The following is a 26,291-nucleotide window of genomic DNA, read 5'->3' on the forward strand; positions in this document are numbered from 1 at the left end:
CAGCAGCCGGTCCGCCGCCAGCGCCTCACCGGCCAGACGCAGCTGCCAGCGCGAACCGGCGCTGACCCCGGTCTGCTGCTCCTGCAGGCGCGCCACCTGCTTCTCCATCTGTTTCGCCTTGCGCGCCAGCCCTTCGTTGTCATAGTCGCGCCCCCACAATGCCAGCCGGCGGGCGCTTTTGGCCACCCGGTCGATCTCGTTTTGCTGCGCCTGACGCCGGTGGCGGTCGGCATCATCCTGCTCCGCCAGCGCGGCGCGTGCCGCCGTGCAGGGCAGCGCAATGCTGACTATCTGACGGTCACGCAGGATCCAGCTCACGTTGGTGACGGCGTCCAGCAGCTGGCGGTCGTGGGAGACCATCACCAGGCTGCCGCGCCACTGCTGTAAAAACTGCTCCAGCCACAGCAGCGTCGGCAGGTCGAGGTGGTTGCCCGGCTCATCCAGCAGCAGCAGGTCCGGCTGGCGGATCAGCGCGCGGGCCAGCAGCAGGCGGGTCTGCTGGCCGCCGCTCAGTTCGGCGGCGGTTTGCTGCCAGAGCGGGGGAGCGAAACCGGTCTGCTCCAGCAGTAGCTCAGCCTGCCAGCGCTGCGGCGGTTCGGCGTTGCCGGGCAGGCCGTGCAGCAGCACCTCCGGCAGAGGCAGTCGCGCCAGTTCCGGCGGCAGAAACTGTTCCACCTGCGCCACCACGCAGCGGGCGGCACGGGTGAGGCTGCCACGGCCGGGGGCCAGCCTGCCGCTGAGCAGGTTTAACAGGGTACTTTTACCGCAGCCGTTATCGCCGATCAGGCCGATACGGTCGCCGGTATTGAGGGTGAAGTTCAGGTCAGACAGCAGCGGGCCGCCGGCCAGATCGAGGCTCAGCGCCTGGGCAGAAAGAAGTGTACTCATAATGACTGGTCCAGTTTTTTGGGCGTAACAATGCCCTCGTCATAGTCGCTGACGATAACCGGTAAGCCGGAGGGAAGAACTCAGATTAGTGGGCTTCGCTCAGACCCGTTATCGCAGCACGATAGCAGAGAGGTCTGAGCAGCGACGATCGCTGATGACAGGTGAATAAAGAAACCATTCACGTGTGAGCATAGCCATCCTCCTTAATATATTTATCTGAGTGAATCGGTGAAAAAAGTATAAGCAACAACCGCAGCGGCGGCCAGCTAAATAATAAAACTGGCCGGATTAGTGCGGCTTCAGGGTTAAGTTAAATAGCGGCAAATCAGCGCTGAATTGTTGGCTGGTTATCCCGCCGTAACACCAGCTGCACAGAGCGGGCAGTGGAAATCGATGCGCATCACCCCCGGATGGCGCTGCTCGACGCTGGCATCCACCTGCCAGATGGCGGCGATACGCTGCGGCGTCAGTACCTGCTGCGGCGTGCCGGCGGCGGCGACCTCACCCTGCTTCAGCACCACCAGATGCTGGCAGTAGCGCGCGGCGAGGTTGAGATCGTGCAGCGCCACCACCACGGTAACCGGCAGGCTGGCGATCAGCTGCATCAGCGCCAGCTGGTGCTGAATATCCAGATGGTTGGTCGGCTCATCCAGCAGCAGCACATGCGGCTGCTGCGCCAGCGCACGGGCAATCTGACAGCGCTGTTTTTCGCCGCCGGAGAGCTGCTGCCAGCGGCGCTGGCGCAGCGGCTGCAGGTGGGTCATCTCCAGCGCGGCGGCGACCGCCTGTGCGTCCTCTCTCTGCCACGGGCTAAAGGCTCCCCGGTGCGGGCTGCGGCCAAGACGCACGATCTCCTCCACGCTCAGCGCATCTTCTGCCTCGGCGTGCTGGCTGACCAGCGCCAGCCGCTGCGCTCGCTGGCGGGCCGAGAGCAGGCGTAAGGGCTGCCGGTCAAGCAGCACCGTGCGCTGCGGAGCGGGATGCAGCCCCGCAAGGCACTTGAGCAGCGTCGATTTCCCGCTGCCGTTCGGCCCCAGCAGGCCAACGGTCTGCCCGCTGGCGGCGTCAAAATCAATCCGTTGTAAAATCGTCTGCGCCTGGCGGGTCAGGGTCAGCTGCCGTGCGCTAAGCTGCATCAGGCTGCCCCCCGTTGCCGCCAGAGGATCGCGGCAAACACCGGTGCACCGACCAGCGCGGTAACCACGCCGATCGGCAGTACCTGATGGGCAATCAGGCTGCGCGACAGCAGGTCGGCGATAATCATAAAGTGTGCCCCGGCGAGGAAGGCAGCCGGCAGCAGCCGCAGATGCGGCGGTCCGATAAAGAAGCGGGTCAGATGCGGGATCACCAGCCCGATAAATCCTACCGCGCCGATAATGCTCACCAGCACCGCGGTCAGCAGCGCGGCGGTCAGTAACAGCAGAATACGTACCGGTGTGACGGCGGTACCCAGCGTGCTGGCCACCTCCTCACCAAAGCTGAACGTGTCCAGCGTGCGGGCAAACGACAGAAACAGCAGCAGCGCCGGACCGGTAACTGCCATGCTCAGTAGCACGTCCGGCCAGCGCACGCCGCTCAGGCTGCCCAGCAGCCAGAACATCACGCCGCGCGACTGCTCGGCGTTGGCCGAGGTGCTGACCACGCAGGCGGTAAGGGCGTTAAACAGCTGCGTTGCCGCAATACCGCTGAGGATAATGCGCGCCGGGCCGTCGCGCAGCCCGCGCGCCAGCAGCATAATCACCGCAAACGCCGCCAGCGCGCCGAGAAACGCGCCGCCGCTCACCGACAGCAGGCTGCCGCCGAAACCCAGTAGCATCACCAGCACCGCGCCGGTGGAGGCACCGGCGGATATACCCAGCAGATAAGGTTCGGCCAGTGGGTTACGCAGCAGAGCCTGCAATACCACGCCACAGATCGCCAGCCCGCCACCGCTAAACGCCGCCATCACCGCCCGACTCATCCGGTACTGCCAGACCACGCCCTGTTCGATAGCCGGCAGCGGATACTGGCTCACACCCAGCCCGTTACTCACCGCCTGCAGGGTATGGCTGAAGGAGACCGGCAGCTCGCCGCTGGCGGCGGCCAGCAGGGTGAGAGCACCCGTGCTCAGCGTTCCCGCAGTCAGCAGCAGGGACGTTTTCAGCAGCGGGTTCATGGCTGCGCCGCAGAACGGGCAATCTGCTGACCGATCAGCTCAACGGCGTCGACGTTACGCAGCGACGGATTGAGCGACATCGCCGGTACCACGATCAACTGGTTATTTTTTACCGCCGGTAGCTCTCTGGTCACCGGATCGCTGTGCAGAAACGCCATTTTCTGCGTGATATCGTCTGCCGGGTAGAGGCGGCGATCCATACTGGCCAGCACAATGACGTCCGGCTGCAGGCGGGCGATCTGTTCCCAGCTGACCGCCGGCCACTCCTGATTTGACGCAATCACGTTTTGCAGGCCCAGCGTGCGGCTGATCCAGCCCGGCGCGCCATCGCGCCCGGCCACCCAGGGATCGCCGTTCAGCCGGGTGCTGGAGAACCAGTAAAGCACCTTCAGCGGCCGCACCTGCGACGCCTTCAGCTGCTGCTGTACGCGGGTAATGCGCCCGGCCAGCTGTTCGGTCAGCGCCAGCCCACGCGGCTCAACGTCAAAAATCTGCGCCAGCTGGCTGATTTCCTGGTAGATCGCATCCAGCGAGAATGGCGCGCTGCGGGCACCGTCACCGTTTGATTCCGCCGTCACCGCTTTGCCGATGCAGTCAGCGGGGGAGAGCCAGGTGTTGATCCCCAGCTGCTCAAAGCGTTCGCGGCTGGCGACTTCCCCCTGGGGGCCGAGATGCCAGCTGTACTGCGCTAATACCAGATCCGGCTTCTGTGCCACTACCGCCTCAAAGCCGGGGGCATTATCGGCCAGTCGCTTAAGATCCTTTCCGGCTGCCCGTACCCCATCCGGCAGCGGACCAAACCACACCGAAGTCCCGGCAATTTTCTTCTCCAGACCCAGCGCCAGTAGCAGTTCGGTTTCATGCTGACCGATGGTTACCACCCGCTGTGGGGCGGCCTGAAAGGTTTCATCGCGATCGCAGTTATGCACGGTTAGCGGATACGCGGCAGAGACGGAAAGAGAGACGGCAAGGGAGAGGGCGGAGAGCATCGGCAACAGCAGTTTTCTGGATTTCACGGGGTTAACACCTGAATTTAGATATGTTATAACATAACAATTATTCTGCATTCAGGCGTATCCCGAGTCAAGCGCCGTGACAGTGAGATCTCAGCATGCAACCGCGACTTCCCCTGACCATCCTTAACGGCTTTCTTGGCGCCGGTAAAACCACCCTGCTGAAAAGCCTGCTGCAGCAGGCCGGGCAACGGTCGCTGCCGGTTAGCGTGATCGTTAACGACATGAGCGAACTGGACGTGGACGGCGTGCTGATTGCCAGTACCGGTATCGCCGGCCACGAAAACCGCTTTATTACGCTCTCAGCCGACAGTATCAGCAGCGTTACCGGTGTTCAGAAGCTTGAGCTGGCGCTGCAACGGCTGGTTTCCGGCAATCGCCCCGCACATATCCTGCTGGAAACCTCGGGGAGCAGCCATCCGCTGCCGCTGGTGAGAGCGCTGCGCGACCATCCCTTAGTCCGGTTAACGGGATTTCTGACGCTGATGGATGCGGTGATGCTTAACGGCGACTATCACGGCGGCGCGGACCTGCTGCCACGCTGGCAGCGTCATCTGGCTGCCGGGCAACGCGGCGTGGAGAACCTGCTGGCCGAGCAGCTGCTGTTCTGCAGCCAGCTGTTGCTGACGAAAACCGACCGGCTGACGGCAGAGCAGGTGGTCAGTATCGCCCAGGCGGTACATCCGATTAATCCGGGCGTGGCGGTGATGGCCCTGCCGTGGGGGAATCTGCCGATAGAGAGGGTGCTCAACGCGCCGGACTATGACTTTCATCGCGTGGGACGGCTGATTGAGGAGCTGGCGCCGCAGGTGGACCGCATGACGCCGCAGCGCGCGCCCTATGATATTGAGTCACGGGTGATTGAGGATGACAGACCGTTCCACCCGCAGCGGCTGTGGGATACCTGGCAGCAGTTTACCGGCATGGGTATCCATCGCAGTAAAGGCTTCTTCTGGCTGCCGGGGCGCGACGATCTGGCGTTGCTGTGGAACCAGACGGCGGGCAGCATCGGGCTGGAGTTTATCAGCTACTGGAAGGCGGGGGTGTTGCGCCACGAGGATAACCGACTCAATGCCGGGGAGCGGGCGATGCTGCAACAGCAGCTGGACGCGATGCCGGGGCGCTTTGGCGACCGGCGCTGCAGCCTGACGGTGATTGGCCTGCGCGACCAGCTCGATCCGTTTGTCGCGGCGCTTAAACGCTGTTTTCTGACCGAACGGGAGATCGCCTGGTGGCAGGCGGGCGGGGAGTTTAGCGATCCCTGGCCGACGAGCGTGGCGCGGCTGCAGGTTTGACCGCCACCACTCAGCTTCAGGGAAAGGCCCCGCGTCCATCGACGTATTGGTCATACATAGCCGCTGAACAGTCAAAACCCTTTGCGTGAGCGAATCACGCGGCTACGGCTTTGACCGGAGAGTGTGCAGAGCACGTAAAGAATCATGACTACTACCGCATCAACTATCTACTAAGACGGCGTGATGACCGTTCATAAGCAGCAGAGGGCAAAGATGCCAGCAAAGAAACAGACCGAAGAACAGAAAATCCTGGCGATGAAACCAGAGCACTATATGAATACGCAACAGCAGGCATTTTTCCGTCAGCGGCTGGAGCAGGAGAAACAGGCCCTGCTGCTGCATATTGCCGAGCTGAAGCAGGGGCTGCAGGGCGGCGATAATCACGGTGACGAAGCGGATAAAGCGTTAAGAGAGGAGGAACTGCGGCTGCTGTTCCGGCAGATCGATCGCCAAAGTCGTCTGCTGCCGAAAATAGATGCGGCGTTGCTGCGTCTGCGTAACGGCGAATACGGCTACTGCCTGGAGTCCGGCGACCCAATCGGCCTGCCGCGCCTGCTGCTACGGCCCACGGCGGAGCTGAGTATTGATGCCAAGGCAGCGCAGGAGATTCGGGAACTGGGGTACAGGAAGTAACTGTTTTGAATCCGTTTAAGCCGCGATAATCTGATGATTTATCGCGGCTTTCTGTTTTTACCCTGTCACGTGCACCATTGGCTGGTGGCCAATACCAAATCGTCCGCCCAGCGCACGTTCCAGCTGGGCGGCCAGCTGCAGCAGCTGCGCGTCGTTGCCCTGGCGGGTCTGCGCGTGAATGCCCAGCGGAATGCCGGACTGCTGGTGGCCGAGCGGCAGGGAGATTCCGGGGGTACCGGTGACGCTGGCCAGCGGCGTATAGGCGAAGATATCCCACAGGCCGTAGAACCAGTCCAGCACGTCCGGGTTGTCGCTGGTGGTCAGATAGCGTTTATCACCGAGCAGCGGCGTCGGTTTGGCAAAGGTCGGGGTGAGGATAATATCCCACTGCTGATAAAAGTTACCCAGCCGCCGTGCGGTAGTGTTAAACACGTCCTGCATTTTCCAGCGTTCGCCGTAGCTCATATCAATGCCTTTCTGCCAGATCTTAATATTGATTGGTTCGACAAGATCTTCCGGCGGCGCGTCCAGCCCCTTTTTCTCCAGCAGGCGGGCGATAAACTGCGCAAAGTTGCCGATATAGCAGCTGGTCTGCGCGGCAAACGCCGCCTCAAAGTCGATATCCGGCACCTGCCACTCTACCTGATGCCCCAGCTCGGCCAGCAGCCCGGCGGCGCGCTCCAGTTCGCGAACAAAGTGCGGGTCGGCGCGGTAATCCCCCCACTCATGGGAGATAGCGATGCGCAGCGGCGGCGGGTCGCGTTTGATCAGCTCGCTGCACGGCTCCGCGCTCTGCCAGTAGGGCATAAACTCCCCCGGCGCACCGCCGCGGCAGCTGTCGACAAACAGGGCGCTGTCCCGCACCGAGCGGCTGACGCAGCCCTGGGTGGAGACGTAGCCGCTGATATCGGAGAGCGCCGGGGCGATGGAGAACACGCCGCGCGAGCTTTTCAGGCCGATCAGCCCGTGCGATCCGGCGGGAATACGGATCGAACCGCCGCCGTCGGTGGCGTGCGCCAGCGGCAGCACCCCGGCGGCCACCGAGGCCGAAGCCCCGGCCGAAGAACCAAAGGTGGTGTATTCCGGATTCCACGGATTGCGGGTGACGTAGATGTCAGGGTTTTCCGCCGAGCCGCAGACGCCAAACTCCGGCGTGGCGCTGCGGCCGATAATGTTCAGCCCGGCGTGGCGGATCTGCTGCGTCAGGAATGCATCCGCCGCCGGGCGATTGCCGCGCAGAAATTTCGATCCCTGCTCCTGCAGGCGGCCTTTAACGCCCGGGCCGAGGTCTTTCATCAGGAAGGGTACGCCAGCAAACGGGCCATCCAGCCGCGTACCGTCGGTGGCCGGCGCGTGGATGGCGTCGTCAAACAGTTCAACCACCGCGCCAGTCGTCGGATTGACGCGGGCAACGGCGTCGGCGGCCTGATGGGCGAGTTCCGCCGCCGTTACCTCACCCGATTTAACCTTTGCCGCCAGCGCGACGGCATCCGCGGAGGCCCATGCCTCCCAGCTCATTACAGTGCTCATAGTCAGAGATCCTCAGGGTTTAACAGAGGGCGATGCGTGATGACCGGCGGCCGCGACGAGGTGCGGGTCTTAATCAGCGCCACCGAGATCAGGCACAGAATATTGGCGGCAATCAGATACCAGCCGGGCGACACCGGGTCGCCGGTGCTTTTGATCAGCCAGGAGAAGACGATCTGCGCGGTACCACCGAACAGGGTGATGCCGAAGGCATAGGCGATGGAAAAACCGGTGGAGCGGATCGCTTTCGGGAAGTTCTCGCACAGCACGACCAGAACGCCGGAGCCGCTGATGCACTGCAGTGCCGCCAGCACGGCGATCACCGCAAAGAACACCGGTTCACTGCGCGTGCTGTTAATCAGGTCCAGCGCCGGCAGCAGCAGTATCAACAGCAGCAGGCGCGGCGCGATAATGGTCACTTTGCGGCCAAAGCGATCCGCCATCCAGCCGCCGACCAGCGAGAAAACCACCACGCAGCCGCCGATCATCATGGTGGAGATCATTGCCGTACCGGAGTCAAAGTGCAGCTCGCTCAGCGCATAGGTGGTCATATAGTTCAGGAAGTACTGGGTGATGGTGCTGCCGGAGAGCATAAAGATCCCCAGCAATACCAGGCTGCGGTGATTTTTCATCACCTGTGACAGCAGCCCGCGGGTGGTGGTTTTGCTGCTCTGTTCTGCCGGGGTAAAACTTTCATGCAGGTGGCGGCGCAGGTAGATGGCAATCGGCAGGATCAGCAGGCCAAAGGCGAAGGGCAGGCGCCAGCCCCAGCTGGCGAGCTGCTCCGGCGTCAGCCAGACGGTCAGCGAGTAGCCGATCAGCCCGGCGCTGATGCCGGCAACTCCCTGGGCGACAATCTGCCAGCTGGCGTAGAATGCCCGTTTGCCTTCCGGTGCCGCTTCCATAATAAAGGTGGTGGCCGGTCCGGCTTCGCCGCCCCAGGCCAGCCCCTGCATCATGCGGATCAGCACCAGCAGGATCGGCGCGGCGATACCGATGGTTTCATAGCCGGGCAGGAACACCAGCCCGCCGGTGCCGATGGTCATCAGCGCCATGGTCAGCAGCATCGCCGGTTTGCGCCCGGCGCGGTCGGCGTAGCTGCCGATAAAGATCGCCCCCAGCGGCCGCACAATAAAGCCGATGCCGAACACGGAAACGGAGAGCAGCAGGCTCATAAACGGCGTTTCCGACGGGAAGAAGACGTTGCCGATCATAATAGCGAAGGTGGCGTAGGCGCTGAAATCAAAAAACTCGACCGCTGCCCCCAACACCACGGCAACCACTTCTTTACGGCTTGCGCGCCGGGGCGCGGTTGTTTCATGCGACATAGCAGAAGCTCCTGTTGAATTGAGCAGAATGTTATTATTGCTGGTCAGGGTTAATGCCCGTCGTGATGATGATGACTGCCTGAATTAATTGCCGCAGCAGGCTGCGAAGGTCAGATATAACAAAGGCCGCGTGCCCCGACCAGCACAATTGCGCTGGAGTAGTGTCAACAAAATGTGAGCACTCAGGAGGTGGCGATAAAAATGCCCGTGAAGATGAACCACAGTAATGCATTGAAATTGCTGGATTAGAGTCCAGCCATGCCGTCACACCGATCTGTTTTCAAAAACAAAAATGATCATAACGCACTAAAAATGTGCGCTCTGTCATGGTTTGCTTATCGATCCGCTGAAAGGGGTTTTCCGGTTAATATGATGATTGCTAACCTGTTTCTTTCAGAACGAAAAATGTGATCGGACGCTTAAATTCAACGCTGCACAAATAGCGATCGCGATGCGCCATAAGCGGGCAGCGATATATTCATTCCTGTCGCTGAGGGTATTTGCATCATCAATAAAAAACGGTGATGATAATTTTCATCTTATAACTTTGCATGGCAGGAGCAATTATGCAGCTCAGGGCACTGCGATATTTCAGTCAGGTCGCCAGATCCGCGTCGCTGCGCGAGGCGGCGGAGAAACTGTTTGTCACCGCCACGGCGGTGAGCCGCCAGATTGAGATCCTCGAACACTACTACGGTGCCGCTCTGGTTGAACGCAGCCCGCGCGGCATTAAGCTGACGCGCGAAGGGGAGTTTCTGGCGCAGGCGATCCACGCCACGCTGACCGAGCTGGACAGCGTTAAGGATAAGATTGCCGCCTCGAACAGCATTGTCTCCGGCAGCGTGCGGCTGTGCGCCGCCGAAAGCCTGATGTCTTCGTTTATCGCGCCGGCGATTGCCGGATTCAGCGCGTTGCATCCCAGGGTGACGTTTGAGATTGAAACCGGCAGCGCACCCCATATCGCTGCCGAACTGCTGGCGGGGCGGGCTGACGTGGCGCTGACCTTTTATCTGCCGGTCAGCGCCGACCTGCAGATCACCCACAGCTGTGAACTGCAGCACAAGGTGGTGATGTCGCATCAGCATTCGCTGGCGGTGAAAAGTAGCCTGACGCTGAAGGAGGTGGCGCAGTATCCGCTGTGCATTCCGTCAGAGAACTTTGCCGTACGCCAGCTGATGGAGTCGGCCGCCCGCCGCGAAGGGCTGACCTTTGATATCCGCTACGTTGCCAGCTCGCTGGACGTGCAGAAGCGGCTGGCGGTGCTCGGCCTGGCGCTGATTATCCAGCCGCAGCTGAACGTTAACGATAGTACCGACCACGACCAGCTGATTGCGGTATCGCTGGCCGACCCGGTTATGGGGCGGGTAAAGGTTGACCTGTGTCTGCCGCGCCAGCGCAATCTGTCGATGGCCACCCGGCTGTTCCATCAGCAGCTGGCGGCGATCGTGGTCAGGCAGAACGGCTGACAGCTGGGGTCATATCCTATCGCCGACCCGCAGGGCAGCTGCGCGTCGGCCAGCGCAATCCGGACCGGCCGGTAACGGATGCCCGGCCCCCTGAAAGCGGCAGGGCCGCTGCTAACTAATGCTAATCAGCAGCCATTCGCGCAGCTGTGCCAGTTCAGCCTGCTGCTGCGGATAGTCGGCCTGTACCGACGCCAGGCAGGCGGCTACGTCCGCCGGCCGATAGGTTACGCCCGGTAACGCCAGCGCCAGCTGCTCCAGAGGGGCGGGATTCAGGCTGTCGGTAAAAATCTGGCAGCGCGCGATCGTTCCACGCTCAACGTCGAAATGGATCTCCACGCCGCCCCAGCTAAAGCGCTCGTCCAGCTGATGGCTGAACTCCGGCGCCTGACCAAAGTTCCACTCCCAGCTGCTCTGACGGGCAAACAGCGCTTCGAAACCGGGCAGGTCGGGCAGGGCATCCGGCGAAATCAGTTCCGGCTCGCAGCGTTCGTTAAAGTGGCTGAAAAAGGCTTCCTGTGTCGCCTCACAGATTTGAGCAAAGTCGATCCCCGGCACCAGCTCCCGCAGATTGGCCACCCTGGCCCGCACCGAGGTAATACCCTTGGCCTGCAGCTTTTTCTGGTCCGGGTTGAGGTAGTTGGCCAGCCGCGACAGATCGGCATCGATCAGCAGCGTGCCGTGGTGGAAACCGCGATCCGCCGCCTCTTTATAGGCCGACCCGGAAACTTTCCGCACGCCGTCTGCGGTGTTGACCACCAGGTCATTACGGCCGGACGCCTCCGCCTGCACGCCCAGCGAAGCGAGCGCCTGCAGGATAATGCCGGTAGAAACGCTTTTATCGTATCCGGGTTTGCCGGCCATAAAGGTAAAGCAGCAGTTGCCGAGATCGTGAAACACCGCGCCGCCGCCGCTGCTGCGCCGCGCCAGACGCACATTATCTTCCGCCATTCGCCGTGTATTGCACTCTTTCCACGCGTTCTGCGCGCGGCCGATCACCACCGTTTCGGCGTTCTGCCACAGAAACAGCACCCGCTGAGTCGGCGGCATCTGGCGGAAGATGCACTCTTCAACGGCAAGGTTAAACCAGGGATCGTGCGACAGCGACAACAGCAGGCGTAGTGAGGACATTCAGTTTCCCGTTCATTTAGTTATTAAAATCATCCTGGAAGATGCTTTTTTACTCATTAAAAAATAAGAATTTTTACCTATCGTAATAAACTAGCAGAGAGTAAATTGACTGCAAAGGGAATAGCAGGCTAAAACGGATCGGGTCAGTACAAATAACACACTTAACTCTACTACATTCCATTATCATTAATGGTAATGAGGTCTTTGATGCTCTTAAAACGCAGCTGTACTATTGCCGTCGTCCTGTTGGTCACCTTCTCGATCACCGCGTGCGGTATGTCCCACCGCGGACGTAACACCGCCATTGGCGCGGGTGTCGGTGCCGTGGGTGGCGCGGTTCTTACCGGCGGCAGCACCTGGGGTACTCTGGGCGGCGCGGCCATCGGTGGCCTGGTCGGACACGAAGTGAGCCGCTGAGTCTCGCTTGCCTGGCGGTGGTTATCTCCGGTAACTGCCGCCACAAATTCCGCTTAAAATTTCGGCCGCCGGTATTTCGGTACACCCTCTAATACTAAACGATACGACTCTTCAACCAGCTGGCTAATTAACGCTGCGCTAATCTTTTCCCCCGGCCACACCGTAATCCAGTGGCGCTTATTCATATGATAGCCCGGTCTGATGCTGTCATAAATAGCCCGGTGCAGCTCACCGTCCTGCTCGCGACACTTCAGGGTAACGATCTTCTCGCCGTGACGTTCGGTCAGCAACAGAAAAATTTTATCGGCGACTTTAAACACCTGATGTTCCGGCCCGAACGGATAGCTGCACGCCGAGGCGGCCAACAGCTCTGCCGTGGCGATCGCCGCCTGATGGATCTCATTACCCTGCATTGTTGCTCTCCTTAAACGTCTTTTCTCGTTCACCCATGTTCACCAACGTTGTTAAGCGCCAGCGTGGTGATTAGTCAGAAACGATTCCACACTCTTGCTTACATTCTGCCGTTAATACTGCTTTATGCAAATGATTACTCAGCAAATTATTTCTCTGCCAACCAGCCTTAAGCATTGGCAGAGGCAAAAAATGCGATAAGCTAAGCCAAACTTTACTCAACCTTACGGAGCAGGGAATGGATATCATTGGGATCATCATGGCGGCGGGCAAGGCTTCGGTTGACGTGGCGCTCTACACGCTGATCCCGGTTATGGTAGTGATGCTGATTATTATGAAGTATCTGGAAGCACGCGGGATACTCGATCGCATCGTGGCGCTGCTCAGCCCGCTGTTAAAACCTTTTGGCATTACCGGACTGGGCATTTTCGCGCTGATCCAGCTTAACTTCGTCAGCTTTGCCGCACCGCTGGCGGCGCTGGCGATTATGGAAAAACGCGGTACCTCCGATCGCCATCTGGCCGCTACCCTGGCGATGCTGTTTGCCATGGGGCAGGGTAACGTGTTCTATCCGCTGATCCCGTTCGGGCTGCAGTGGGGCGCGGCGATTGGGATCTCAGTGGCCGGCGGGCTGGCCGCGTCGGCGGTGACCTGGTATCTGTCTGGCCGGCGCTTATCGGTTAAATCGTTGCTGCCGGAGACCATGCCGGTTGAGGACAAGTCATCCAGCGGGGCGATCGCCATTATTAACGGTGCAGGCTCGGACGCCATTCGTCTGTCGCTCGGTTCGGTGCCGATGCTGATCCTGTCGCTGACCATCGTCGGCATTCTGAAAGAGGCGGGCGCTATCGATCTGCTTACCCGTCTGATTTCGCCGCTGCTGGCCGCGGTAAGTATTTCCGACGTCTACGTGTTACCGGCGCTGACCAAGTGCCTGGCCGGCGGCACCGCGTATTTTGGCGTGGCATCCGACCTGCTGCAGCGCGGCCTGTTAACCCCGCAGCAGATCAACGCCTCGGCCGGCTTTATGGTGCAGACGCTTGATCTGCCCGGTATTGGTATTTACCTCGGCATCGCCAGCCGCTTTGTGCGTCTGTTCCGCTTTGCGCTGCCCGGCGCGCTGATCGGTATTGCGCTACGTTCGGTGCTGCATGCTTTACTGTTTTAGCGCTGGAAGGCTGTAACGGGTGCTGCGGCCGCCACCGGGGTTAACGACCAGGTAGCCCAGCTCAACCAGCTGGGCCAGATGACGGGTGGCGGTGGCGCGGCTGACTCTGGCCACCGCTTTATACTGGCTGTTGTTAATCCCGTCGCTAAAGTCTCCGTCGAGCAGGCGGTTCAGTACCTTAACCTGTTCACCGCCTAACGCCGACCGCCCGAAGCGCTGCCAGTAGCGGGTTTTAAACACCGTTTGCTCAATCACCGTCAGCGTCTCTTCGATCGAGGCTTTCAGCATATCGATAAACCAGCTGAGCCAGCCGGTGATCTCCAGTTCGCCACGCTGCGTCTGTTCCAGCACCTGATAATAGTCACGTCGGTGGGTATTGATGGTCCGCGACATGGCGTAGAGTCGTACCGTATTACGTTCGGCCTGCGCCAGCGCAAGGTCCATTATCAGGCGCCCGATGCGGCCGTTGCCGTCTTCAAACGGATGCAGGGTTAAGAACCACAGGTGGGCGATGCCGGCGCGCAGCAGCGGATCGATCTGCCGATCGTCGCCGCTGGTGTTAAACCAGCGGAGGAAAGCGTCGACCTCACCGTCAACCGCTTCACTCGCCGGGCCTTCAAAGTGAACCAGCGGTTTATCCAGCCGGCCGGAAACGACCTGCACCGGGCCGCTGCGAAACTGCCCGCCGGCGATCGGATGAAACAGTGCCGCGCCATCCGGAAAGAGCAGGGCGTGCCAGTGCAGCAGGCGTTCACGAGTCAGCGGCTGGTCAAGGTTTTCGATGGCGTCCAGCGCCGAGGCGACCAGACCTTCAGTTTTCTGGTCCACCGGCCAGGCCAGCTCGTTATCCACGCCCAGGTGCAGCGCCAGCGATGAACGTACCGAACGGGCGTTAAGCTTTTCGCCCTCGATATCACTGGAATAAAGGATATTGGCCAGCACGTTATCCAGCGTACTGGTTGTGGTATCCAGCAGCAGGCTGCTGCCGTAGAGTTTTCCCTGCAGAAACCGTACGTCACGCAGCAGCGGATCGAGCTGCTGGCGATCCCAGCCAAACGCCGGCCAGTTTTCCTGCTGCCAAATCCACATGCTGCGCTCCTGAGTCAATTAGAAGGGGTATTCGCCTCACTTTATGAGTCGATTAAAATCTTATTCTACTCATAAAACGAGTCGATTATAAGAGTTAATTGACTCACCGACTGAGGATTACGCGGTCGGGCAGGGATCCATGATGAGGTTGTGGGGGTAAGAACGTGATTAATCCCGATCGGGATAGTGCTGAATGCGTTATCGTAGAGGCCGGCGAGCGGATTAAGACAATTTCTGCGGCCGGATTTTGCCTGCGCTGTGTGAAATCTGCAGTATCATTACCCTGATGTTTTTGCAGATTTCACGTAGCGCGATCGGCAGGAATGTATTGTATATAATCATGAGGTTACAGATGAATTGCAATAAAATCGTACTCAGGCCTTACCAGCCAGAGGACCTGGAGCAGATTATCACTCTTTACCAGGCATCGGTCAGGCAGCTGGCCGCCGGTGATTACACTCCTGGCCAGATTGCGGCCTGGTCGACCTGCGACCGCGAACGCTGGCAGCGAATGATGAGCAGCGGGCAGATCCTGTTGGCGATTATCGGTGAGAGAATTGCCGGATTCAGCCGTACTGAGCCAGACGGGTATCTCGATTTGCTGTTTACCCATCCGGATTTTCCGCGCCGTGGTGTGGCAACGCGGCTGGCCGATCGCCTCGAAAGCGACCTGAGGCAGCAAGGTATTAAACAGGTCACCACGCACGGCAGCATTACCGCGCAGCCGTTTTATCTTGGCCGCGGTTATCAGGTGCTGGAACAGCAGCAGGTGGAAGTGAGAGGAGAAACCTTTGTGAACTACCGGATGAGTAAGGCGTTGAGTGAGGAGAGTTGAACCACCGCAAACGCCAGACGTTGAATCCGGAAGGTAGGCGCTGGTGCTGATGACTGACAGAAGCCGGCACGGCGCCGGAATATCTGATGTTCATCGCCTGGCCGTTTAGGCAGGTCAGGTTTCATAAGAGCACTACAGCATAATAACGACGATCTGGCTGGGGAAAGGCAGGTCAGGGCTGAGCCTGAATGGGTATCGCCAGGTTGATATTCAATTTAACATAATATGCATTATGCGCACTCGCCATGTAGTAGCAAAGTTGTAATGTCCGCTCTGGGCTAAGTTAAGATGTCCGGCGTATATAATCAAGTAAGGATTACCATGACGGCTCTCGCAGCGGAGTTTTTCACTTTGGATGAAGTTAACAGACTCAAGATCATTCAGGACGTCATCGACCGGCGTCTGACAACACAGATGGCAGCTCGGCGGCTTGGTATCTCCGACCGTCAATGCCGCCGCCTGCTTGCGCGTTATCGTGAAGATGGTCCGCTTGGCATGACCAGCCGCCGTCGTGGTAAATCGAGCAACAATCAGTTGCCTCCGGGACTGGCAACATACGCATTGAACATGTTCGTAAAATCGGAGTCTACGTTTACCTATTTTGAAGCGACCCGGGGCTATATTGAAAAACACGGCAAACCGCTGGCGCTGTATAGCGACAAAGCCAGTGTATTCAGGATAAACAATAAAAATGCGACTGGCGGTGACGGCGAAACTCAGTTTGGCCGTGCGATGCATGAACTGAACATTCAGACCATCTGTGCAGAAACCAGTGCAGCCAAAGGTCGTGTTGAACGAGCACACCTGACGCTTCAGGACCGACTGGTTAAGGAACTCAGGCTCCAGGGCATCAGCACCAGGGAGGCTGCGAACGCATTTGCCGAAGAGTTCATGAACGATTACAACCGTCGTTTTGCAAAAGCGCCTCGTCAGGAGTTTGATGTTCATCGGGAACTGGATGTCGATGATGACCTTGATATGGTGTTTAACTGGCGTGAGGCTCGCAAGGTGTCGAAATCACTCACAGTACAGTACGACAAAGTTCTTTATTTAATTGAAGACAGCGAACTGAGTCGTCGGGCGATTGGCAAATACATCGATGTCTGGCATTACCCTGACGGACATAAAGAGCTCCGGCTAAATGGCGTATCACTTCCCTACTCCACCTATGACAAGCTTTCTGAAATCGACCAGGGGGCGATTGTAGACAACAAACGTCTGGGTCGGGCGCTGGAAATGGCGCAACTGGTGCAGGCAGAACGGGATAATAACCGGTCACAGTCTGTGCCATCCGGAGACGGTCCTTCACGCAGGCGTAAAGCCCCCACGACGAAGAAATCTCAGCGTTCCCTGGATCAGGACGATATGTTCAATGCACTGGTGAAACTTCAATCGCGCTCTGAAGAAATATTTGGGAAGAAACAAACATAACTCAACATTATTTGCCAGGCGTTAATAATGGACAAATTGCCTCTATCCGGATTATTTTGTTAATGCCTCTAATGACTCCCAACTTAGAAACTGGTTTAATAAATGCGTCGTAAAAATGTTAACGATTATCAAGCTTTTATCGCAGTTGCCCGTGAAAAAAGTTTCACAAAAGCGACCGCTCAGTTAGGTGTCTCGCAGTCGGCACTGAGCTACACGGTAAGGACTCTTGAAGCAGACCTTGGTCTTCGTCTTCTTACCCGTACCACGCGTAGCGTTTCTGTGACTGAAGCTGGCGAGCGGCTACTTTCCCGTATAGGACCCCATTTTGACGAAATTGAAAGTGAGATAGCTGCGCTGAGCGGATTGCGAGAAAAACCAGCCGGTACTGTGCGTATTACTGCCGTTGAACATGCAGCCGATACAATTCTCTGGCCTAAACTCGCCCCGGTGATGCTTGAGTATCCCGATATCAACATTGAAATTATCAGCGAGTACGGACTTAAAGATATTGTCGCTGAACGTTATGATGCTGGCGTTCGGTTGGGCGAACAGGTCGATATGGATATGGTTTCCCTGCCTCTTGCCAGGGATTTCCGTTTTGCAGTGGTCGCAGCGCCCTCTTATTTCAAGCGAAAAAACCATCCGGTAACGCCTCGTGATTTAAACGATCATAGCTGTATCAGATTACGCCTGCCCACTCATGGCGGATTCTATACTTGGGAGTTTCGCAAGGATGAGACGGAAATGAAGGTCCGTATTGATGGACGAGCGACTTTCAGCACAATAAATATGATGAGGCAGGCCGCCCTGGATGGGCTGGGACTTGCTTATCTGCCGCTAGATACCGTGGAGAATTATCTTGAAAACGGGATGTTAGTCCAGGAGCTTACTGACTGGTGTCCACCGCGCCCTCCCTATCATCTTTACTACCCCAGCCGTCTACAACATTCTCCGGCATTTGCACTTGTGCTCGAAGCACTCCGTGCCCCATAACCTTTGAGCACTGTTTTTCCTAGTCCATATCGAACTCAGTTACTTATAACCCTATTAATAAAACCTCCTTCTAAGCCCATGCGAAATTAAGCATCTAATTTCTCAATACTAAAGAGATTAAGATGGCCGCTGAAACAATCCATGTTCTTTCAGCGGCCAGGGTCGCTATCATATATATGAAGGAGTCTTGCAATGAGTAAAAAAACAGGTGGGTTAAGTCGCCGTAATTTTATCCTGACGAGTTCAGTGGCCTCCGCAGGATTACTGATGGCGGGTCATGCTTCAGCCCTGCTCTCACCTACCCCTCGTACATCTGGCACCACGACACACGTAGATGGCGTCACAGTCAGCAGCGTCCTGTTCCGCAACAATGAAATAATGATGTCCGGAAACGTCTACGTCCCTCCGGATTTCAGCGAAAACCGTCAATACGCTGCTATTGTCGTTGTCCACCCAGGTGGTGGCGTTAAGGAACAGACTGCTGGCCTTTATGCCCTAAAACTGGCTAAAGAAGGATTTGTCACTCTGGCGTTTGATGCCTCCCATCAGGGGGCCAGTGGCGGATTACCGCGCTTTATCGATGATCCCATGAAACGCGTTGTCGATTTCTATAGCGCAGTCGATTACCTGACGACTCTCCCTTATGTCGATAATAATCGCATTGGCGCATTAGGCGTTTGTGCAGGTAGTGGTATCACGGTTAAAGCGTCAATGACGGAACGTCGAATCAAAGCGCTGGCAACAGTCAGTGCCGTGGATGTCGGAGCGGCGACCCGTAAAGGCTGGGAGGGAACAACATCTGAATCTGAACTCATTGCGACTCTGGATGCTGTTGCTAAACAGCGTACAGCAGAAGCAGCGGGCGGCGCACCGGTTTATGTCAACTATGTACCCAAATTGGGTGATACCAGTGCACCAAAAGATCTTCAGGAAGCTGCGGACTACTATCTGACTGAACGCGGAAAATATCCGACTTCTACCAATCAAATGCTGATGACAAGTATCAGTACGCTGGCGTCGTTCACCGGATTTGAAGGGGCGGATGTCTTTTTAACACAACCACTTCTGATTGTAGCCGGTAGTAAAGCAGGATCGCTCTGGCACAGCCAGGAATTACACAACACTGCGGCTTCTGTTAAAAAAGCGCTGCATATCATTCCGGGTGCAACACATATGGACCTCTATGATGGTCAAGGTGCAACGGTTGCAGCGAGTAAACTGGCTCCTTTCTTCAAGAAAAATCTCGCATAGGTATGACTATCCATGAAACAAACTCCACTACTTGAAAGATTTCCACTTGGTAAAGGTGTGACGCTGCGCAACCGTATTGTGATGGCCCCGATGACGACCTGGGCTGGTAATGATGACGGCACGGTATCTCATGAGGAAGAAGCATATTATCGTCGACGCGTTCAGGACATCGGTCTGGTCATTACTGGCTGTACACATGTTCAGGAAAACGGTATTGGGTTTACGGGAGAGTTTGCTGCGTATGACGACAAATTTATTCCCGGTTTGAAGCGCCTGGCTATTGCTGCAAAAAGCGGTGGAGCACCGGCAATCTTACAAATATTCCATGCAGGCGTGAAAACCAGCCCTGAACTGGTTTCGGATATTGTTGCTGCAAGCGCTATTCCCGGTGACGCCGGTCCTTTCGCACCGTCCGTTACCCCTCGTGAACTGACATGCACTGAAGTCGAAACTGTTATTCAGGATTTCGGGGAAGCAACTCGCCGTGCGATAGAAGCAGGATTTGATGGTGTTGAGTTACATGGTGCCCATGGCTTTTTACTTCAGAACTTTTTCTCCCCTCATTCCAACCGAAGAGAAGATCAATGGGGAAGCTCTCTTAAAAACCGTATGCGTTTCCCTCTCGGCGTCATCGAGAGTGTGCGTAAGACGATTGCTGAGCATGCAACCAATCCCTTCCTGATGGGATACCGCATTTCACTGGATGAGCATTACGAAGATGGGTTGCGCATTGATGAGTCGCTTGAGCTAGTTGACCGCCTGGTCGATGAGGGTATTGATTATCTTCATGTATCACTCGGTAATGCACTTGAAGCCAGACCCGTTGATGCACCGAATGGCCCCAAAGTCATCGAAATCGTGCGCGATCACCTGGCTGGACGTATACCTCTGATTGTTGCCGGGCAGTTGCGAACACCAGAGCAGGCCGAGGATGCTGTTAAAGCAGGAGTATCTTTGACGGCAGTAGGTCAGGGAATGGTTATGAACCCAGACTGGGTTAAGTTTGCAGGGGGTAATGTTGAAGGAAAAATTGCTCTCAATATTGCTGCATCAGACGTAGAGCAACTTGCTATACCCCAGAAACTCTGGCGCGTAATTGAGGAAACGACAGGCTGGTTCACTATTCGTTAAATTTATCTAAGCGGCCCGAAATTTAATTAGGGCCGTTCTATAACCACATGTAGTCTTAAATCTACCACGGTCAAATAAAGGCGAACTCAGGCTTGGACCAACTGACTAGACACTTCCCCCCCATTTTCGAAAAGTTACTTTAACCGTAGGAGACAAAAAACCGGGGCACCAAGGGTAATTCAACTTGTATGCTTTCATTTTGTAAATTTTAATAATCCATCAATGTCGGTTTCTTCTGAAAAATAGCCCTTCAATACTCTTAAGTGAGTATCTGGTATCCCAAGTTCAAATTTAAATTAATAGAGCGCCGGATCTTTGTGATGCCGCAACCGTTCAGGTTTTCCGATACCTGCTAACGGATCAGCCTCGATGCTGTGAAGTAGCTGTCGAATGCGATCGAATTTCTTTTTGTCAGCATCACGCCAGTAGTTAATGTCATCGGCGCCATTCTTCGTGAACTTAATATTCCACTTCGACAAATTCGCCGCGCTCCGCCTGTTTCATTGACTCATTGATATGCGCTGCATTTGCTGGGTTGCTGAACAGATAAACCGTTTCTATAAGCGCCTCATACTCTTCCGCATCCATTATCACAACGTCAGGTGCGTCACGGCGTATGACGCGCACAGGCTCAGCGTCATCGGTGACTCGCTGCATTGTGTCGGCAAAATTTTTACGGGCATCAGTAAAATTGATTGCATGCATATTGTTAGCTCCCATCAGTTAATGTCCCAGTATGGTACATGTACGTGATCAAGTACAACTAATATTCCCTGCCCGGCACAATCAGCACATCCAACCTGGCGGCCAGATCGAGCAGATGGTCGTAAGGTCAGTCACCGCTGTCCAGTACCGCCTTACGTGCCTTAACCAGCATGGCCGATTCTTTAAGGTGGTTTTCAATAAACTCCGCCTTCAGCATACTATATTGATGGCAGTTATTACGGTTTGCTAAGGCTATCGCGCGTTTAATCCCGGCATAGCGATTGGCTACCTGACTGTTTGCAATGAGATAATCACGGAACGCCAGATGTTTAAGGATTTGCAGATCGCCCATTATGAAGGCATGGACATGGTGACTACGCCGCTCGCCACCTTTAGTGAAATATCTGCGATCGCAGATCCCATTTTCACCTCGCACAGCGTATCCAATGTGCTCCATTGCCGCGTTATGTTTATCGAGTTCACTTAGGCTGGCCACTTCCAGCAGTATATCTATGACGGGTTTTGCTGCCAGGCCTGGCACTGCCGTACTACCAATGTGATGAACATGCAAAATGATAGCGCCAAGCGTTTCCTGCAACAGCTTGCTTTCGGCCTCAAATAAATCAGGCCATTGTGGATCGTAGTCGGAAATGATGATCTTTCGCATGTTTAGCTCCATTTTCCCTGTCAGGAGGTTTGAGTCCCCTACGCTTTCACTACCGTAACGCCCTTCTCTTCTATGCTGCTGATCCACTGCTCATCCACTCCGTCATCCACCACCACGGTGTCGATCAGCCCGAGGCCGCCGATCACAAACGGCGAGGCGGTGTTGATCTTCTCCGGGGAGAGCAGCACCACGGTTTCCGCCGCTCTGCCGGAAAATGCACGTTTGATGCACGATTCTTCGTAATCACCGGTGGTTAAGCCCGCTTCGGGATGAATACCGGTGACGCCCATAAAGAAAATATCGGCATGAATCGCGTTGATCCCTTCAATGGCGGTGCTTCCCACGGTGACGATTGAGTGCTTGTAGAGCCGTCCTCCAATCAGAATCACCTCAATCAGTGGATGGTCGATCAGCCCCAACGCGATGCTCGGGCTGTGCGTGACCACGGTAATCTGCAGGTCGTGCGGCAGATAGCCGATCAGCTCTGAGGTGGTGGTGCCGCCGTCAATAATCACCACCTGCCCGGCGGAAATCAGCTGCGCCCCTCGCAATGCCACCCTCTTTTTTGCACTGGTTTTTAATGACTTACGTTCCGTAAAGGTGGCAACCGCCGTCGACGAGGGCAAAGCACCACCGTGAACGCGTTGCAGGTGCCCTTCTGCTGCCAGCTCGCGCAAGTCCCGGCGGATGGTGTCCTCTGAGACGGCAAAGCGGGCGCTCAGATCTTTCGACAGTACCTGCCCATCGGCCGCCAATTGTTCAAGTATATGTTGTTTGCGTTGACTGGTGAGCATAAATCATTCCTGATGTTGCACGATTTTTCTTGAGCATGCACGATAATGCTGTTTATTATGGTTACTCTACGGTCAGAGGCCTTATCATGCAATCAAAACGTGCAGAAATACGGATCGTCGACAGCAGGATCCTGTCTGACGACTGGTATTCACTTAAAAAATATACCTTTGAACTTCAGCGGCGCAGCGGCGAGTGGCAGCGCCAGAATCGCGAAGTTTACGACCGCGGCAACGGGGCGACGGTGCTGCTTTACAACCGCGAGCGGAAAACGGTGATCCTGACCCGCCAGTTTCGTTTTCCGGTGTTTATCAACGGTCACGATGGCTATCTGATTGAGACCGCAGCGGGCCTGCTCGACAATATGGACCCCGAAAGCCGCATTAAGGCGGAAGCCGAGGAAGAGACCGGATACCGCGTTTCACAGGTGCAGAAGGTGTTCGAAGCCTTTATGAGCCCGGGCTCGGTAACGGAAAAGCTCTACTTCTATATCGCTGAATATGCGGCTGCCGATCGGGCAACGGCGGGCGGCGGCATTGAAGCCGAGGGCGAAGATATCGAAGTGCTGGAGTTGACCCTCGTCGAGGCGCTGGCCGCCGTCGACAGCGGTCAGATCGTTGATGGTAAAACCATTATGTTGCTTTATCACCTGGCCCTGAAGGGCATTTTATGAGGTTCCAATGACGCAATTCTGATTGCCGGCCCCTACCGCAGCGGTACCGAAGGAAAGAAAGCGCTGATCGACGCCAATCTCGCCCGGCTGGAAGAGGCGGCGCTGACGGTTTACCAGCGCGGGCACGTGCCGGTGATCGGCGAATGAATGCCTGCAATTTTGCTGGCATTGTTGCATTTAACCCTGAGCGACCAGCCGCCCGCTGACTCAAGCGGTACGGCGGCAGTCGTCCCTATCAGGCTGATGCGCACGACATCCGGTGGCCGGGCCCGCGAAAGGTACGGCGCCACTCGCTGGGGCTGACATTAAAATGTGCTTTAAAACTCTGCCTGAACGATACGGGCGACTGATAGCCTGCCAGTAAGGCGATCCGTTCAATGCTGTGATCGGTGGTTTCCAGCAGCTCCTGGCTCCGCTGCAGGCGCTCGGCACTGAGCCACTCCCCAATCGTCATTCCGGTGGCTTTGCTGAAGTGCCGGGTCAGCGTACGTCGGCTCATGCCGACGGCAGCGGCCAGCGAGTCAATATCGTGCCGTTTTTCCAGGCTGCGCCGCAGTAACGCGATCAGTTCGTTGATCTGCACGTCACGGGTGGTTTCCGGTATCACCCGCTCGATAAACTGAGCCTGACCGCCTTCGCGATAAGGCGGGACGACCATTCTGCGGGCGACGCGGTTAGCCAGCGCTGCGCCATATTTTTCACGCACGATATGCAGGCAGCAGTCGATCCCTGCCGCCGTTCCGGCCGAGGTAATCAGGCGTTCGTCACGGGTATAGAGCGCGTTGCTGTCCAGACGGATATGCGGGAAACGTCCGGCAAAATCGCGCTCATACTCCCAGTGAGTGGAGGCTCGGCGGTTGTTCAGCAGCCCGGCATAGGCAAGGACGTACGCCCCCAGGCATAATCCGGCCACTTCCGCACCACGCTGCCAGGCCGTACGCAGTGCCGCAAGCAGCTCCGGTGAGGGTTCAGTGGCAGGATGTTCCCAGAACGGTACGATAATAATGTCCGCCGTGTTAAGCAGCTCAAGCCCGTGCGCCACGTTAAGCGACATGCCGATGTCCGATTCCACCCGCCCTGGCTGCTCAGCACAGATATCCACCCGAAACAGGCCAGGCTCCGGCATAGCCTTATCAAAGACCATTGACGGCACCGAAAAATGAAACGGGCTGAACCCGTGAGTGGCAATCACTACAACCCGCAGAGCGGACATCGTTCAGATCCTTATACTGTTGTAAACTGCGGGCTGCCACGCTGGCGACATCGCCTGGCAACCGGATGCCATTGCCCTGCGCCTGAGGGTATCAGGTCTTTCAGAAGATCAGCGTTTCACCGTCTTCCGGCACCAGCACTCGATCGGCAACGCCCTGTTCAGCCGCATAGTGTCGAAGTTCAGCTCGGGTCAGCAGGCAGTGGTTAACTGCTTCCATATGTGAGGCCACGACGATGGCGGCAGGCAGTACCTTCAGCGTGCGTACCGCGTCCTGCTTGCCCATGATAATCGCACCGATCCCGTCCACATGGGCAAAGCCGATATTCAGCACCACCACATCAGGCTGATGGCGATGCAGACTCTCCGCGTAAGCGGGAACCCAGACGGTATCACCGGCGACGTAGAGCGTTTTTTCCTCCGGGTGTGAAAACACCAGCCCGCAGGCGTCACCCAGCCGTTCGGCCACCTCGGGGATAGCGTAGGCGTCATCGCTGCCGTGCTGGCCGTCCGTTTTATCGATCGTTATGCCGGCAATCCTGGTTATATCGGACAGCGCACTTACCGCGGTAAACCCCTGTGCGCGAAGCAGCGCGGCATCATGGTCATTCTGGGTATAGATCGGCCGGTCTTTGGGGATCTGTTGCTGCGCCGCTTCGTCCCAGTGATCCTGATGAGTATGGGTGATAATAATCGCATCCACATCCAGCAGCTCTGCCACGGATACCGGTAACGGCACCATCGGGTTACGCAGGTGGCTACGGGCCGTGCCGGGGAAACCGGGCCAGGCCTCTTTATCTGACAGCATAGGATCGATAAGAAAGCGGCTGCCGGCATAATCCAGCTTCAGTGTTGCGTTACGAATTTGGGTCAGTTTCATGGTGCACTCCATCGGTAAAGGCACGGCGGACGGTCTTAAGGTTGAGTGCAGAGTATAAAAAAGCTGCCGAACGGCCGTGAGTGGCCCGCAGGTCATTGTTCGATGGAATAAGGTCAGGTGGATCTGACCGACACACGGTGCCACAGGGTTGAGGCATTACCGCTTGTGGTCCTGCTGAATACCCTGCCCACCAGCGCTGCCGGCACACGTCGTACCGGCAGAGCCTCAGCCGGCGTTACTCATTGCCCCACTGATTGAGGAAGTTAGCGATATCGTCGATACGCTGCTCTGCGATACCCGTTTCAACGGCCATATCCTGCTGCGCCTGTTCATCGATCTCTTCGTTGTTGGTCAAACGTTCGATTAGCAGCTGGAAATAGCGCGCCAGCGGATCGCGTTCGGCATCGGCCACCGGTTGTGCGGTTTCCGTCGCGTACTCATCCACGATGTCATAATATTTCAGCGGTATTGCATTGGTCATAAAAAGCTCTCAAAGTTAACGTTTCGATCCCTCGCTGGCCTGAATGGTCCACCAGCAGCACAGCGCTGATTGTAGCCGACCAGGCCCCCTTTCGGCATCAGAGATTAACGGTTTTATCAGTCGGCTATTAACGGGGCTGGGCCGAACGGGCTAGCGTGAGTTCTCGCTACGACGGACCTGACGTTCCAGTATCTCTCCAGGTAAACCATCAAAATCCTTTAGTTCACGCGTGGTAAACCCGGCACCGGTCAGGATCTTCCTTGAGGGAAGATTGCTCGGATCGATAATGGCAAACAGGCTGCGCAGCCCCGGCTGGCGGTCGGCTAATTCAACCAAAAGACGCGCAACCTTGCCGCCGATACCCTGTCCCCAGTATTCAGGCAGCATCATATACCCCAGCTCAGCAGCGTGCGGATCCTCCTTCGTCAGGGACAGTTTGGCCAGCCCGATAAAGTCGCACTGCGGTGCAGAGAGGATCCTGAAATGCCCCAGCGAGCCCTGTGCCTGATTATCCGCCAGCAGCGTATCATAATCACGACGGGCTTCATCAGCGGGGATGCTACGTTCGGTAATCATCGCCATTACCCTGATGTCGCTGACCAGTCGCAGATAGTCGTCAAAGTCGACACTGCCGAATTTTTTTAACACGATTTCCATTTCTTGTTCCTTCAGGGCTACGATGAATAGTGCTGACATCCAGGCGATCGCTACTTACGCTTTTCGA

At 56.8% G+C, this 26,291-nt stretch carries 28 protein-coding genes and 1 pseudogene; 12 read left to right on the top strand and 17 right to left on the bottom strand.

Annotated features, from left to right (window positions below; all coding sequences use genetic code 11):
* From NV64_RS23970 to NV64_RS07780, 4 genes are all read right to left on the bottom strand, one after another.
* Nucleotides 1-888 (bottom strand): ATP-binding cassette domain-containing protein (locus tag NV64_RS23970; RefSeq protein WP_233208952.1); only part of this gene is annotated, 888 nt, incomplete at its 3' end.
* 347 nt (nt 889-1,235) lie between these two features.
* Nucleotides 1,236-2,024: an ABC transporter ATP-binding protein gene (locus NV64_RS07770; RefSeq protein ID WP_101505680.1), complete on the bottom strand. Its 789-nt coding sequence runs from the start codon at nt 2,022-2,024 to the stop codon at nt 1,236-1,238.
* Complete coding sequence (locus NV64_RS07775; RefSeq protein WP_056241256.1) at nt 2,024-3,043, bottom strand: iron ABC transporter permease; 1,020 nt, start codon at nt 3,041-3,043, stop codon at nt 2,024-2,026. The genes NV64_RS07770 and NV64_RS07775 overlap by 1 nt, the downstream gene beginning before the upstream one ends.
* Nucleotides 3,040-4,032 (bottom strand): ABC transporter substrate-binding protein, encoded by a 993-nt coding sequence (locus NV64_RS07780; RefSeq protein ID WP_056241762.1) that lies wholly within the window; start codon nt 4,030-4,032, stop codon nt 3,040-3,042. The genes NV64_RS07775 and NV64_RS07780 overlap by 4 nt, the downstream gene beginning before the upstream one ends.
* Nucleotides 4,033-4,154: 122 nt before the next feature.
* Between NV64_RS07780 and NV64_RS07785 the strand changes: the two genes are divergently transcribed.
* Complete coding sequence (locus tag NV64_RS07785) at nt 4,155-5,351, top strand: GTP-binding protein (RefSeq protein WP_056241253.1); 1,197 nt, start codon at nt 4,155-4,157, stop codon at nt 5,349-5,351.
* Between the two features lie 213 nt (nt 5,352-5,564).
* The gene (locus tag NV64_RS07790; RefSeq protein WP_056241251.1) at nt 5,565-5,984 is read left to right on the top strand and encodes a TraR/DksA C4-type zinc finger protein; all 420 of its coding nucleotides are present in this window, start codon (nt 5,565-5,567) and stop codon (nt 5,982-5,984) included.
* A gap of 57 nt (nt 5,985-6,041) precedes the next feature.
* Here the strand turns inward: NV64_RS07790 and NV64_RS07795 are convergent, their stop codons facing one another.
* Nucleotides 6,042-7,514: an amidase gene (locus NV64_RS07795; protein WP_101505681.1), complete on the bottom strand. Its 1,473-nt coding sequence runs from the start codon at nt 7,512-7,514 to the stop codon at nt 6,042-6,044.
* Between the two features lie 2 nt (nt 7,515-7,516).
* Nucleotides 7,517-8,839 carry an MFS transporter gene (locus tag NV64_RS07800; RefSeq protein ID WP_056241247.1) on the bottom strand — a complete coding sequence of 441 codons (1,323 nt, stop codon included), beginning with the start codon at nt 8,837-8,839 and terminating at the stop codon, nt 7,517-7,519.
* A gap of 566 nt (nt 8,840-9,405) precedes the next feature.
* Here NV64_RS07800 and NV64_RS07805 point away from each other — a divergent pair.
* Nucleotides 9,406-10,305, top strand: coding sequence for a LysR family transcriptional regulator (locus tag NV64_RS07805; RefSeq protein ID WP_101505682.1), 900 nt, complete (start codon nt 9,406-9,408; stop codon nt 10,303-10,305).
* A 111-nt stretch (nt 10,306-10,416) separates the two neighbouring features.
* Here the strand turns inward: NV64_RS07805 and NV64_RS07810 are convergent, their stop codons facing one another.
* Nucleotides 10,417-11,433 carry a lipoate--protein ligase A gene (locus tag NV64_RS07810; protein ID WP_056241244.1) on the bottom strand — a complete coding sequence of 339 codons (1,017 nt, stop codon included), beginning with the start codon at nt 11,431-11,433 and terminating at the stop codon, nt 10,417-10,419.
* 207 nt (nt 11,434-11,640) lie between these two features.
* On the opposite strand from NV64_RS07810, the gene NV64_RS07815 reads away from it, so the two are divergent.
* Complete coding sequence (locus NV64_RS07815) at nt 11,641-11,850, top strand: osmotically-inducible lipoprotein OsmB (RefSeq protein WP_056241241.1); 210 nt, start codon at nt 11,641-11,643, stop codon at nt 11,848-11,850.
* Between the two features lie 53 nt (nt 11,851-11,903).
* Here NV64_RS07815 and NV64_RS07820 read toward each other — a convergent pair whose 3' ends face one another.
* On the bottom strand, nt 11,904-12,263 hold the full coding sequence (locus tag NV64_RS07820) for an MmcQ/YjbR family DNA-binding protein (RefSeq protein ID WP_056241239.1): 360 nt from the start codon (nt 12,261-12,263) through the stop codon (nt 11,904-11,906).
* Between the two features lie 236 nt (nt 12,264-12,499).
* Between NV64_RS07820 and NV64_RS07825 the strand changes: the two genes are divergently transcribed.
* Nucleotides 12,500-13,429 carry a nucleoside recognition domain-containing protein gene (locus NV64_RS07825; RefSeq protein ID WP_101505683.1) on the top strand — a complete coding sequence of 310 codons (930 nt, stop codon included), beginning with the start codon at nt 12,500-12,502 and terminating at the stop codon, nt 13,427-13,429.
* Here the strand turns inward: NV64_RS07825 and NV64_RS07830 are convergent.
* Nucleotides 13,418-14,518, bottom strand: coding sequence for a Fic family protein (locus NV64_RS07830; protein ID WP_056241232.1), 1,101 nt, complete (start codon nt 14,516-14,518; stop codon nt 13,418-13,420). The two genes, NV64_RS07825 and NV64_RS07830, sit on opposite strands and share 12 nt — an antisense overlap.
* Before the next feature lie 352 nt (nt 14,519-14,870).
* Between NV64_RS07830 and NV64_RS07835 the strand changes: the two genes are divergently transcribed.
* The 5 genes from NV64_RS07835 (at nt 14,871) to NV64_RS07855 (ending at nt 20,159) form a co-directional block, all read left to right on the top strand.
* Nucleotides 14,871-15,353, top strand: coding sequence for a GNAT family N-acetyltransferase (locus NV64_RS07835; protein ID WP_056241229.1), 483 nt, complete (start codon nt 14,871-14,873; stop codon nt 15,351-15,353).
* A 321-nt stretch (nt 15,354-15,674) separates the two neighbouring features.
* Nucleotides 15,675-16,784, top strand: coding sequence for an ISNCY family transposase (locus NV64_RS07840; RefSeq protein WP_101505685.1), 1,110 nt, complete (start codon nt 15,675-15,677; stop codon nt 16,782-16,784).
* 102 nt (nt 16,785-16,886) lie between these two features.
* A complete protein-coding gene (locus tag NV64_RS07845) occupies nt 16,887-17,777 on the top strand; it encodes a LysR family transcriptional regulator (protein ID WP_101505686.1) in 891 nt (296 codons plus the stop codon).
* Between the two features lie 192 nt (nt 17,778-17,969).
* Entirely contained in the window at nt 17,970-19,028 is a 1,059-nt protein-coding gene (locus NV64_RS07850; protein ID WP_233208953.1) for an alpha/beta hydrolase, read from the top strand.
* Nucleotides 19,029-19,040: 12 nt separating this feature from the next.
* Nucleotides 19,041-20,159: an NADH-dependent flavin oxidoreductase gene (locus tag NV64_RS07855; protein WP_101505687.1), complete on the top strand. Its 1,119-nt coding sequence runs from the start codon at nt 19,041-19,043 to the stop codon at nt 20,157-20,159.
* A gap of 296 nt (nt 20,160-20,455) precedes the next feature.
* Here the strand turns inward: NV64_RS07855 and NV64_RS07860 are convergent, their stop codons facing one another.
* The 4 genes from NV64_RS07860 to NV64_RS07875 all read right to left on the bottom strand — a co-directional run bounded on the left by NV64_RS07860 (nt 20,456) and on the right by NV64_RS07875 (nt 22,325).
* Nucleotides 20,456-20,638 carry a type II toxin-antitoxin system YoeB family toxin gene (locus NV64_RS07860; protein ID WP_233208954.1) on the bottom strand — a complete coding sequence of 61 codons (183 nt, stop codon included), beginning with the start codon at nt 20,636-20,638 and terminating at the stop codon, nt 20,456-20,458.
* Nucleotides 20,619-20,864 (bottom strand): type II toxin-antitoxin system Phd/YefM family antitoxin, encoded by a 246-nt coding sequence (locus NV64_RS07865; RefSeq protein ID WP_056238463.1) that lies wholly within the window; start codon nt 20,862-20,864, stop codon nt 20,619-20,621. The genes NV64_RS07860 and NV64_RS07865 overlap by 20 nt, the downstream gene beginning before the upstream one ends.
* A 127-nt stretch (nt 20,865-20,991) precedes the next feature.
* Nucleotides 20,992-21,531: a GrpB family protein gene (locus NV64_RS07870; protein ID WP_056237929.1), complete on the bottom strand. Its 540-nt coding sequence runs from the start codon at nt 21,529-21,531 to the stop codon at nt 20,992-20,994.
* 38 nt (nt 21,532-21,569) lie between these two features.
* Nucleotides 21,570-22,325 carry a DeoR/GlpR family DNA-binding transcription regulator gene (locus tag NV64_RS07875; RefSeq protein ID WP_101505688.1) on the bottom strand — a complete coding sequence of 252 codons (756 nt, stop codon included), beginning with the start codon at nt 22,323-22,325 and terminating at the stop codon, nt 21,570-21,572.
* Nucleotides 22,326-22,411: 86 nt separating this feature from the next.
* Between NV64_RS07875 and NV64_RS07880 the strand changes: the two genes are divergently transcribed.
* Both NV64_RS07880 and NV64_RS23975 read left to right on the top strand, forming a co-directional pair.
* Entirely contained in the window at nt 22,412-22,996 is a 585-nt protein-coding gene (locus NV64_RS07880; RefSeq protein ID WP_056237935.1) for an NUDIX domain-containing protein, read from the top strand.
* Nucleotides 22,997-23,011: 15 nt separating this feature from the next.
* Nucleotides 23,012-23,140: pseudogene (locus tag NV64_RS23975) on the top strand (NUDIX hydrolase); the annotation flags it as partial.
* Between the two features lie 91 nt (nt 23,141-23,231).
* On the opposite strand, the gene NV64_RS07890 reads toward NV64_RS23975, so the two are convergent.
* From NV64_RS07890 to NV64_RS07905, 4 genes are all read right to left on the bottom strand, one after another.
* The gene (locus NV64_RS07890) at nt 23,232-24,209 is read right to left on the bottom strand and encodes a GlxA family transcriptional regulator (protein ID WP_101505689.1); all 978 of its coding nucleotides are present in this window, start codon (nt 24,207-24,209) and stop codon (nt 23,232-23,234) included.
* A 100-nt stretch (nt 24,210-24,309) separates the two neighbouring features.
* Nucleotides 24,310-25,086 carry an MBL fold metallo-hydrolase gene (locus tag NV64_RS07895; RefSeq protein ID WP_056237947.1) on the bottom strand — a complete coding sequence of 259 codons (777 nt, stop codon included), beginning with the start codon at nt 25,084-25,086 and terminating at the stop codon, nt 24,310-24,312.
* 235 nt (nt 25,087-25,321) lie between these two features.
* On the bottom strand, nt 25,322-25,567 hold the full coding sequence (locus tag NV64_RS07900; RefSeq protein ID WP_056237949.1) for a DUF2543 family protein: 246 nt from the start codon (nt 25,565-25,567) through the stop codon (nt 25,322-25,324).
* A gap of 150 nt (nt 25,568-25,717) precedes the next feature.
* A complete protein-coding gene (locus tag NV64_RS07905) occupies nt 25,718-26,224 on the bottom strand; it encodes a GNAT family N-acetyltransferase (RefSeq protein WP_056237951.1) in 507 nt (168 codons plus the stop codon).
* Between the last annotated feature and the right edge of the window lie 67 nt (nt 26,225-26,291).

The organism is Erwinia sp. B116, from assembly GCF_002865965.1.
Classification (GTDB): domain Bacteria; phylum Pseudomonadota; class Gammaproteobacteria; order Enterobacterales; family Enterobacteriaceae; genus Erwinia.

Bases quoted from the DNA above. Each gene is read 5' to 3' on its own strand.
- NV64_RS07770 (WP_101505680.1), bottom strand. From the start codon at position 2,024: ATGCAGCTTAGCGCACGGCAGCTGACCCTGACCCGCCAGGCGCAGACG.
- NV64_RS07775 (WP_056241256.1), bottom strand. From the start codon at position 3,043: ATGAACCCGCTGCTGAAAACGTCCCTGCTGCTGACTGCGGGAACGCTG.
- NV64_RS07780 (WP_056241762.1), bottom strand. From the start codon at position 4,032: ATGCTCTCCGCCCTCTCCCTTGCCGTCTCTCTTTCCGTCTCTGCCGCG.
- NV64_RS07785 (WP_056241253.1), top strand. From the start codon at position 4,155: ATGCAACCGCGACTTCCCCTGACCATCCTTAACGGCTTTCTTGGCGCC.
- NV64_RS07790 (WP_056241251.1), top strand. From the start codon at position 5,565: ATGCCAGCAAAGAAACAGACCGAAGAACAGAAAATCCTGGCGATGAAA.
- NV64_RS07795 (WP_101505681.1), bottom strand. From the start codon at position 7,514: ATGAGCACTGTAATGAGCTGGGAGGCATGGGCCTCCGCGGATGCCGTC.
- NV64_RS07800 (WP_056241247.1), bottom strand. From the start codon at position 8,839: ATGTCGCATGAAACAACCGCGCCCCGGCGCGCAAGCCGTAAAGAAGTG.
- NV64_RS07805 (WP_101505682.1), top strand. From the start codon at position 9,406: ATGCAGCTCAGGGCACTGCGATATTTCAGTCAGGTCGCCAGATCCGCG.
- NV64_RS07810 (WP_056241244.1), bottom strand. From the start codon at position 11,433: ATGTCCTCACTACGCCTGCTGTTGTCGCTGTCGCACGATCCCTGGTTT.
- NV64_RS07815 (WP_056241241.1), top strand. From the start codon at position 11,641: ATGCTCTTAAAACGCAGCTGTACTATTGCCGTCGTCCTGTTGGTCACC.
- NV64_RS07820 (WP_056241239.1), bottom strand. From the start codon at position 12,263: ATGCAGGGTAATGAGATCCATCAGGCGGCGATCGCCACGGCAGAGCTG.
- NV64_RS07825 (WP_101505683.1), top strand. From the start codon at position 12,500: ATGGATATCATTGGGATCATCATGGCGGCGGGCAAGGCTTCGGTTGAC.
- NV64_RS07830 (WP_056241232.1), bottom strand. From the start codon at position 14,518: ATGTGGATTTGGCAGCAGGAAAACTGGCCGGCGTTTGGCTGGGATCGC.
- NV64_RS07835 (WP_056241229.1), top strand. From the start codon at position 14,871: ATGAATTGCAATAAAATCGTACTCAGGCCTTACCAGCCAGAGGACCTG.
- NV64_RS07840 (WP_101505685.1), top strand. From the start codon at position 15,675: ATGACGGCTCTCGCAGCGGAGTTTTTCACTTTGGATGAAGTTAACAGA.
- NV64_RS07845 (WP_101505686.1), top strand. From the start codon at position 16,887: ATGCGTCGTAAAAATGTTAACGATTATCAAGCTTTTATCGCAGTTGCC.
- NV64_RS07850 (WP_233208953.1), top strand. From the start codon at position 17,970: ATGAGTAAAAAAACAGGTGGGTTAAGTCGCCGTAATTTTATCCTGACG.
- NV64_RS07855 (WP_101505687.1), top strand. From the start codon at position 19,041: ATGAAACAAACTCCACTACTTGAAAGATTTCCACTTGGTAAAGGTGTG.
- NV64_RS07865 (WP_056238463.1), bottom strand. From the start codon at position 20,864: ATGCATGCAATCAATTTTACTGATGCCCGTAAAAATTTTGCCGACACA.
- NV64_RS07870 (WP_056237929.1), bottom strand. From the start codon at position 21,531: ATGCGAAAGATCATCATTTCCGACTACGATCCACAATGGCCTGATTTA.
- NV64_RS07875 (WP_101505688.1), bottom strand. From the start codon at position 22,325: ATGCTCACCAGTCAACGCAAACAACATATACTTGAACAATTGGCGGCC.
- NV64_RS07880 (WP_056237935.1), top strand. From the start codon at position 22,412: ATGCAATCAAAACGTGCAGAAATACGGATCGTCGACAGCAGGATCCTG.
- NV64_RS07890 (WP_101505689.1), bottom strand. From the start codon at position 24,209: ATGTCCGCTCTGCGGGTTGTAGTGATTGCCACTCACGGGTTCAGCCCG.
- NV64_RS07895 (WP_056237947.1), bottom strand. From the start codon at position 25,086: ATGAAACTGACCCAAATTCGTAACGCAACACTGAAGCTGGATTATGCC.
- NV64_RS07900 (WP_056237949.1), bottom strand. From the start codon at position 25,567: ATGACCAATGCAATACCGCTGAAATATTATGACATCGTGGATGAGTAC.
- NV64_RS07905 (WP_056237951.1), bottom strand. From the start codon at position 26,224: ATGGAAATCGTGTTAAAAAAATTCGGCAGTGTCGACTTTGACGACTAT.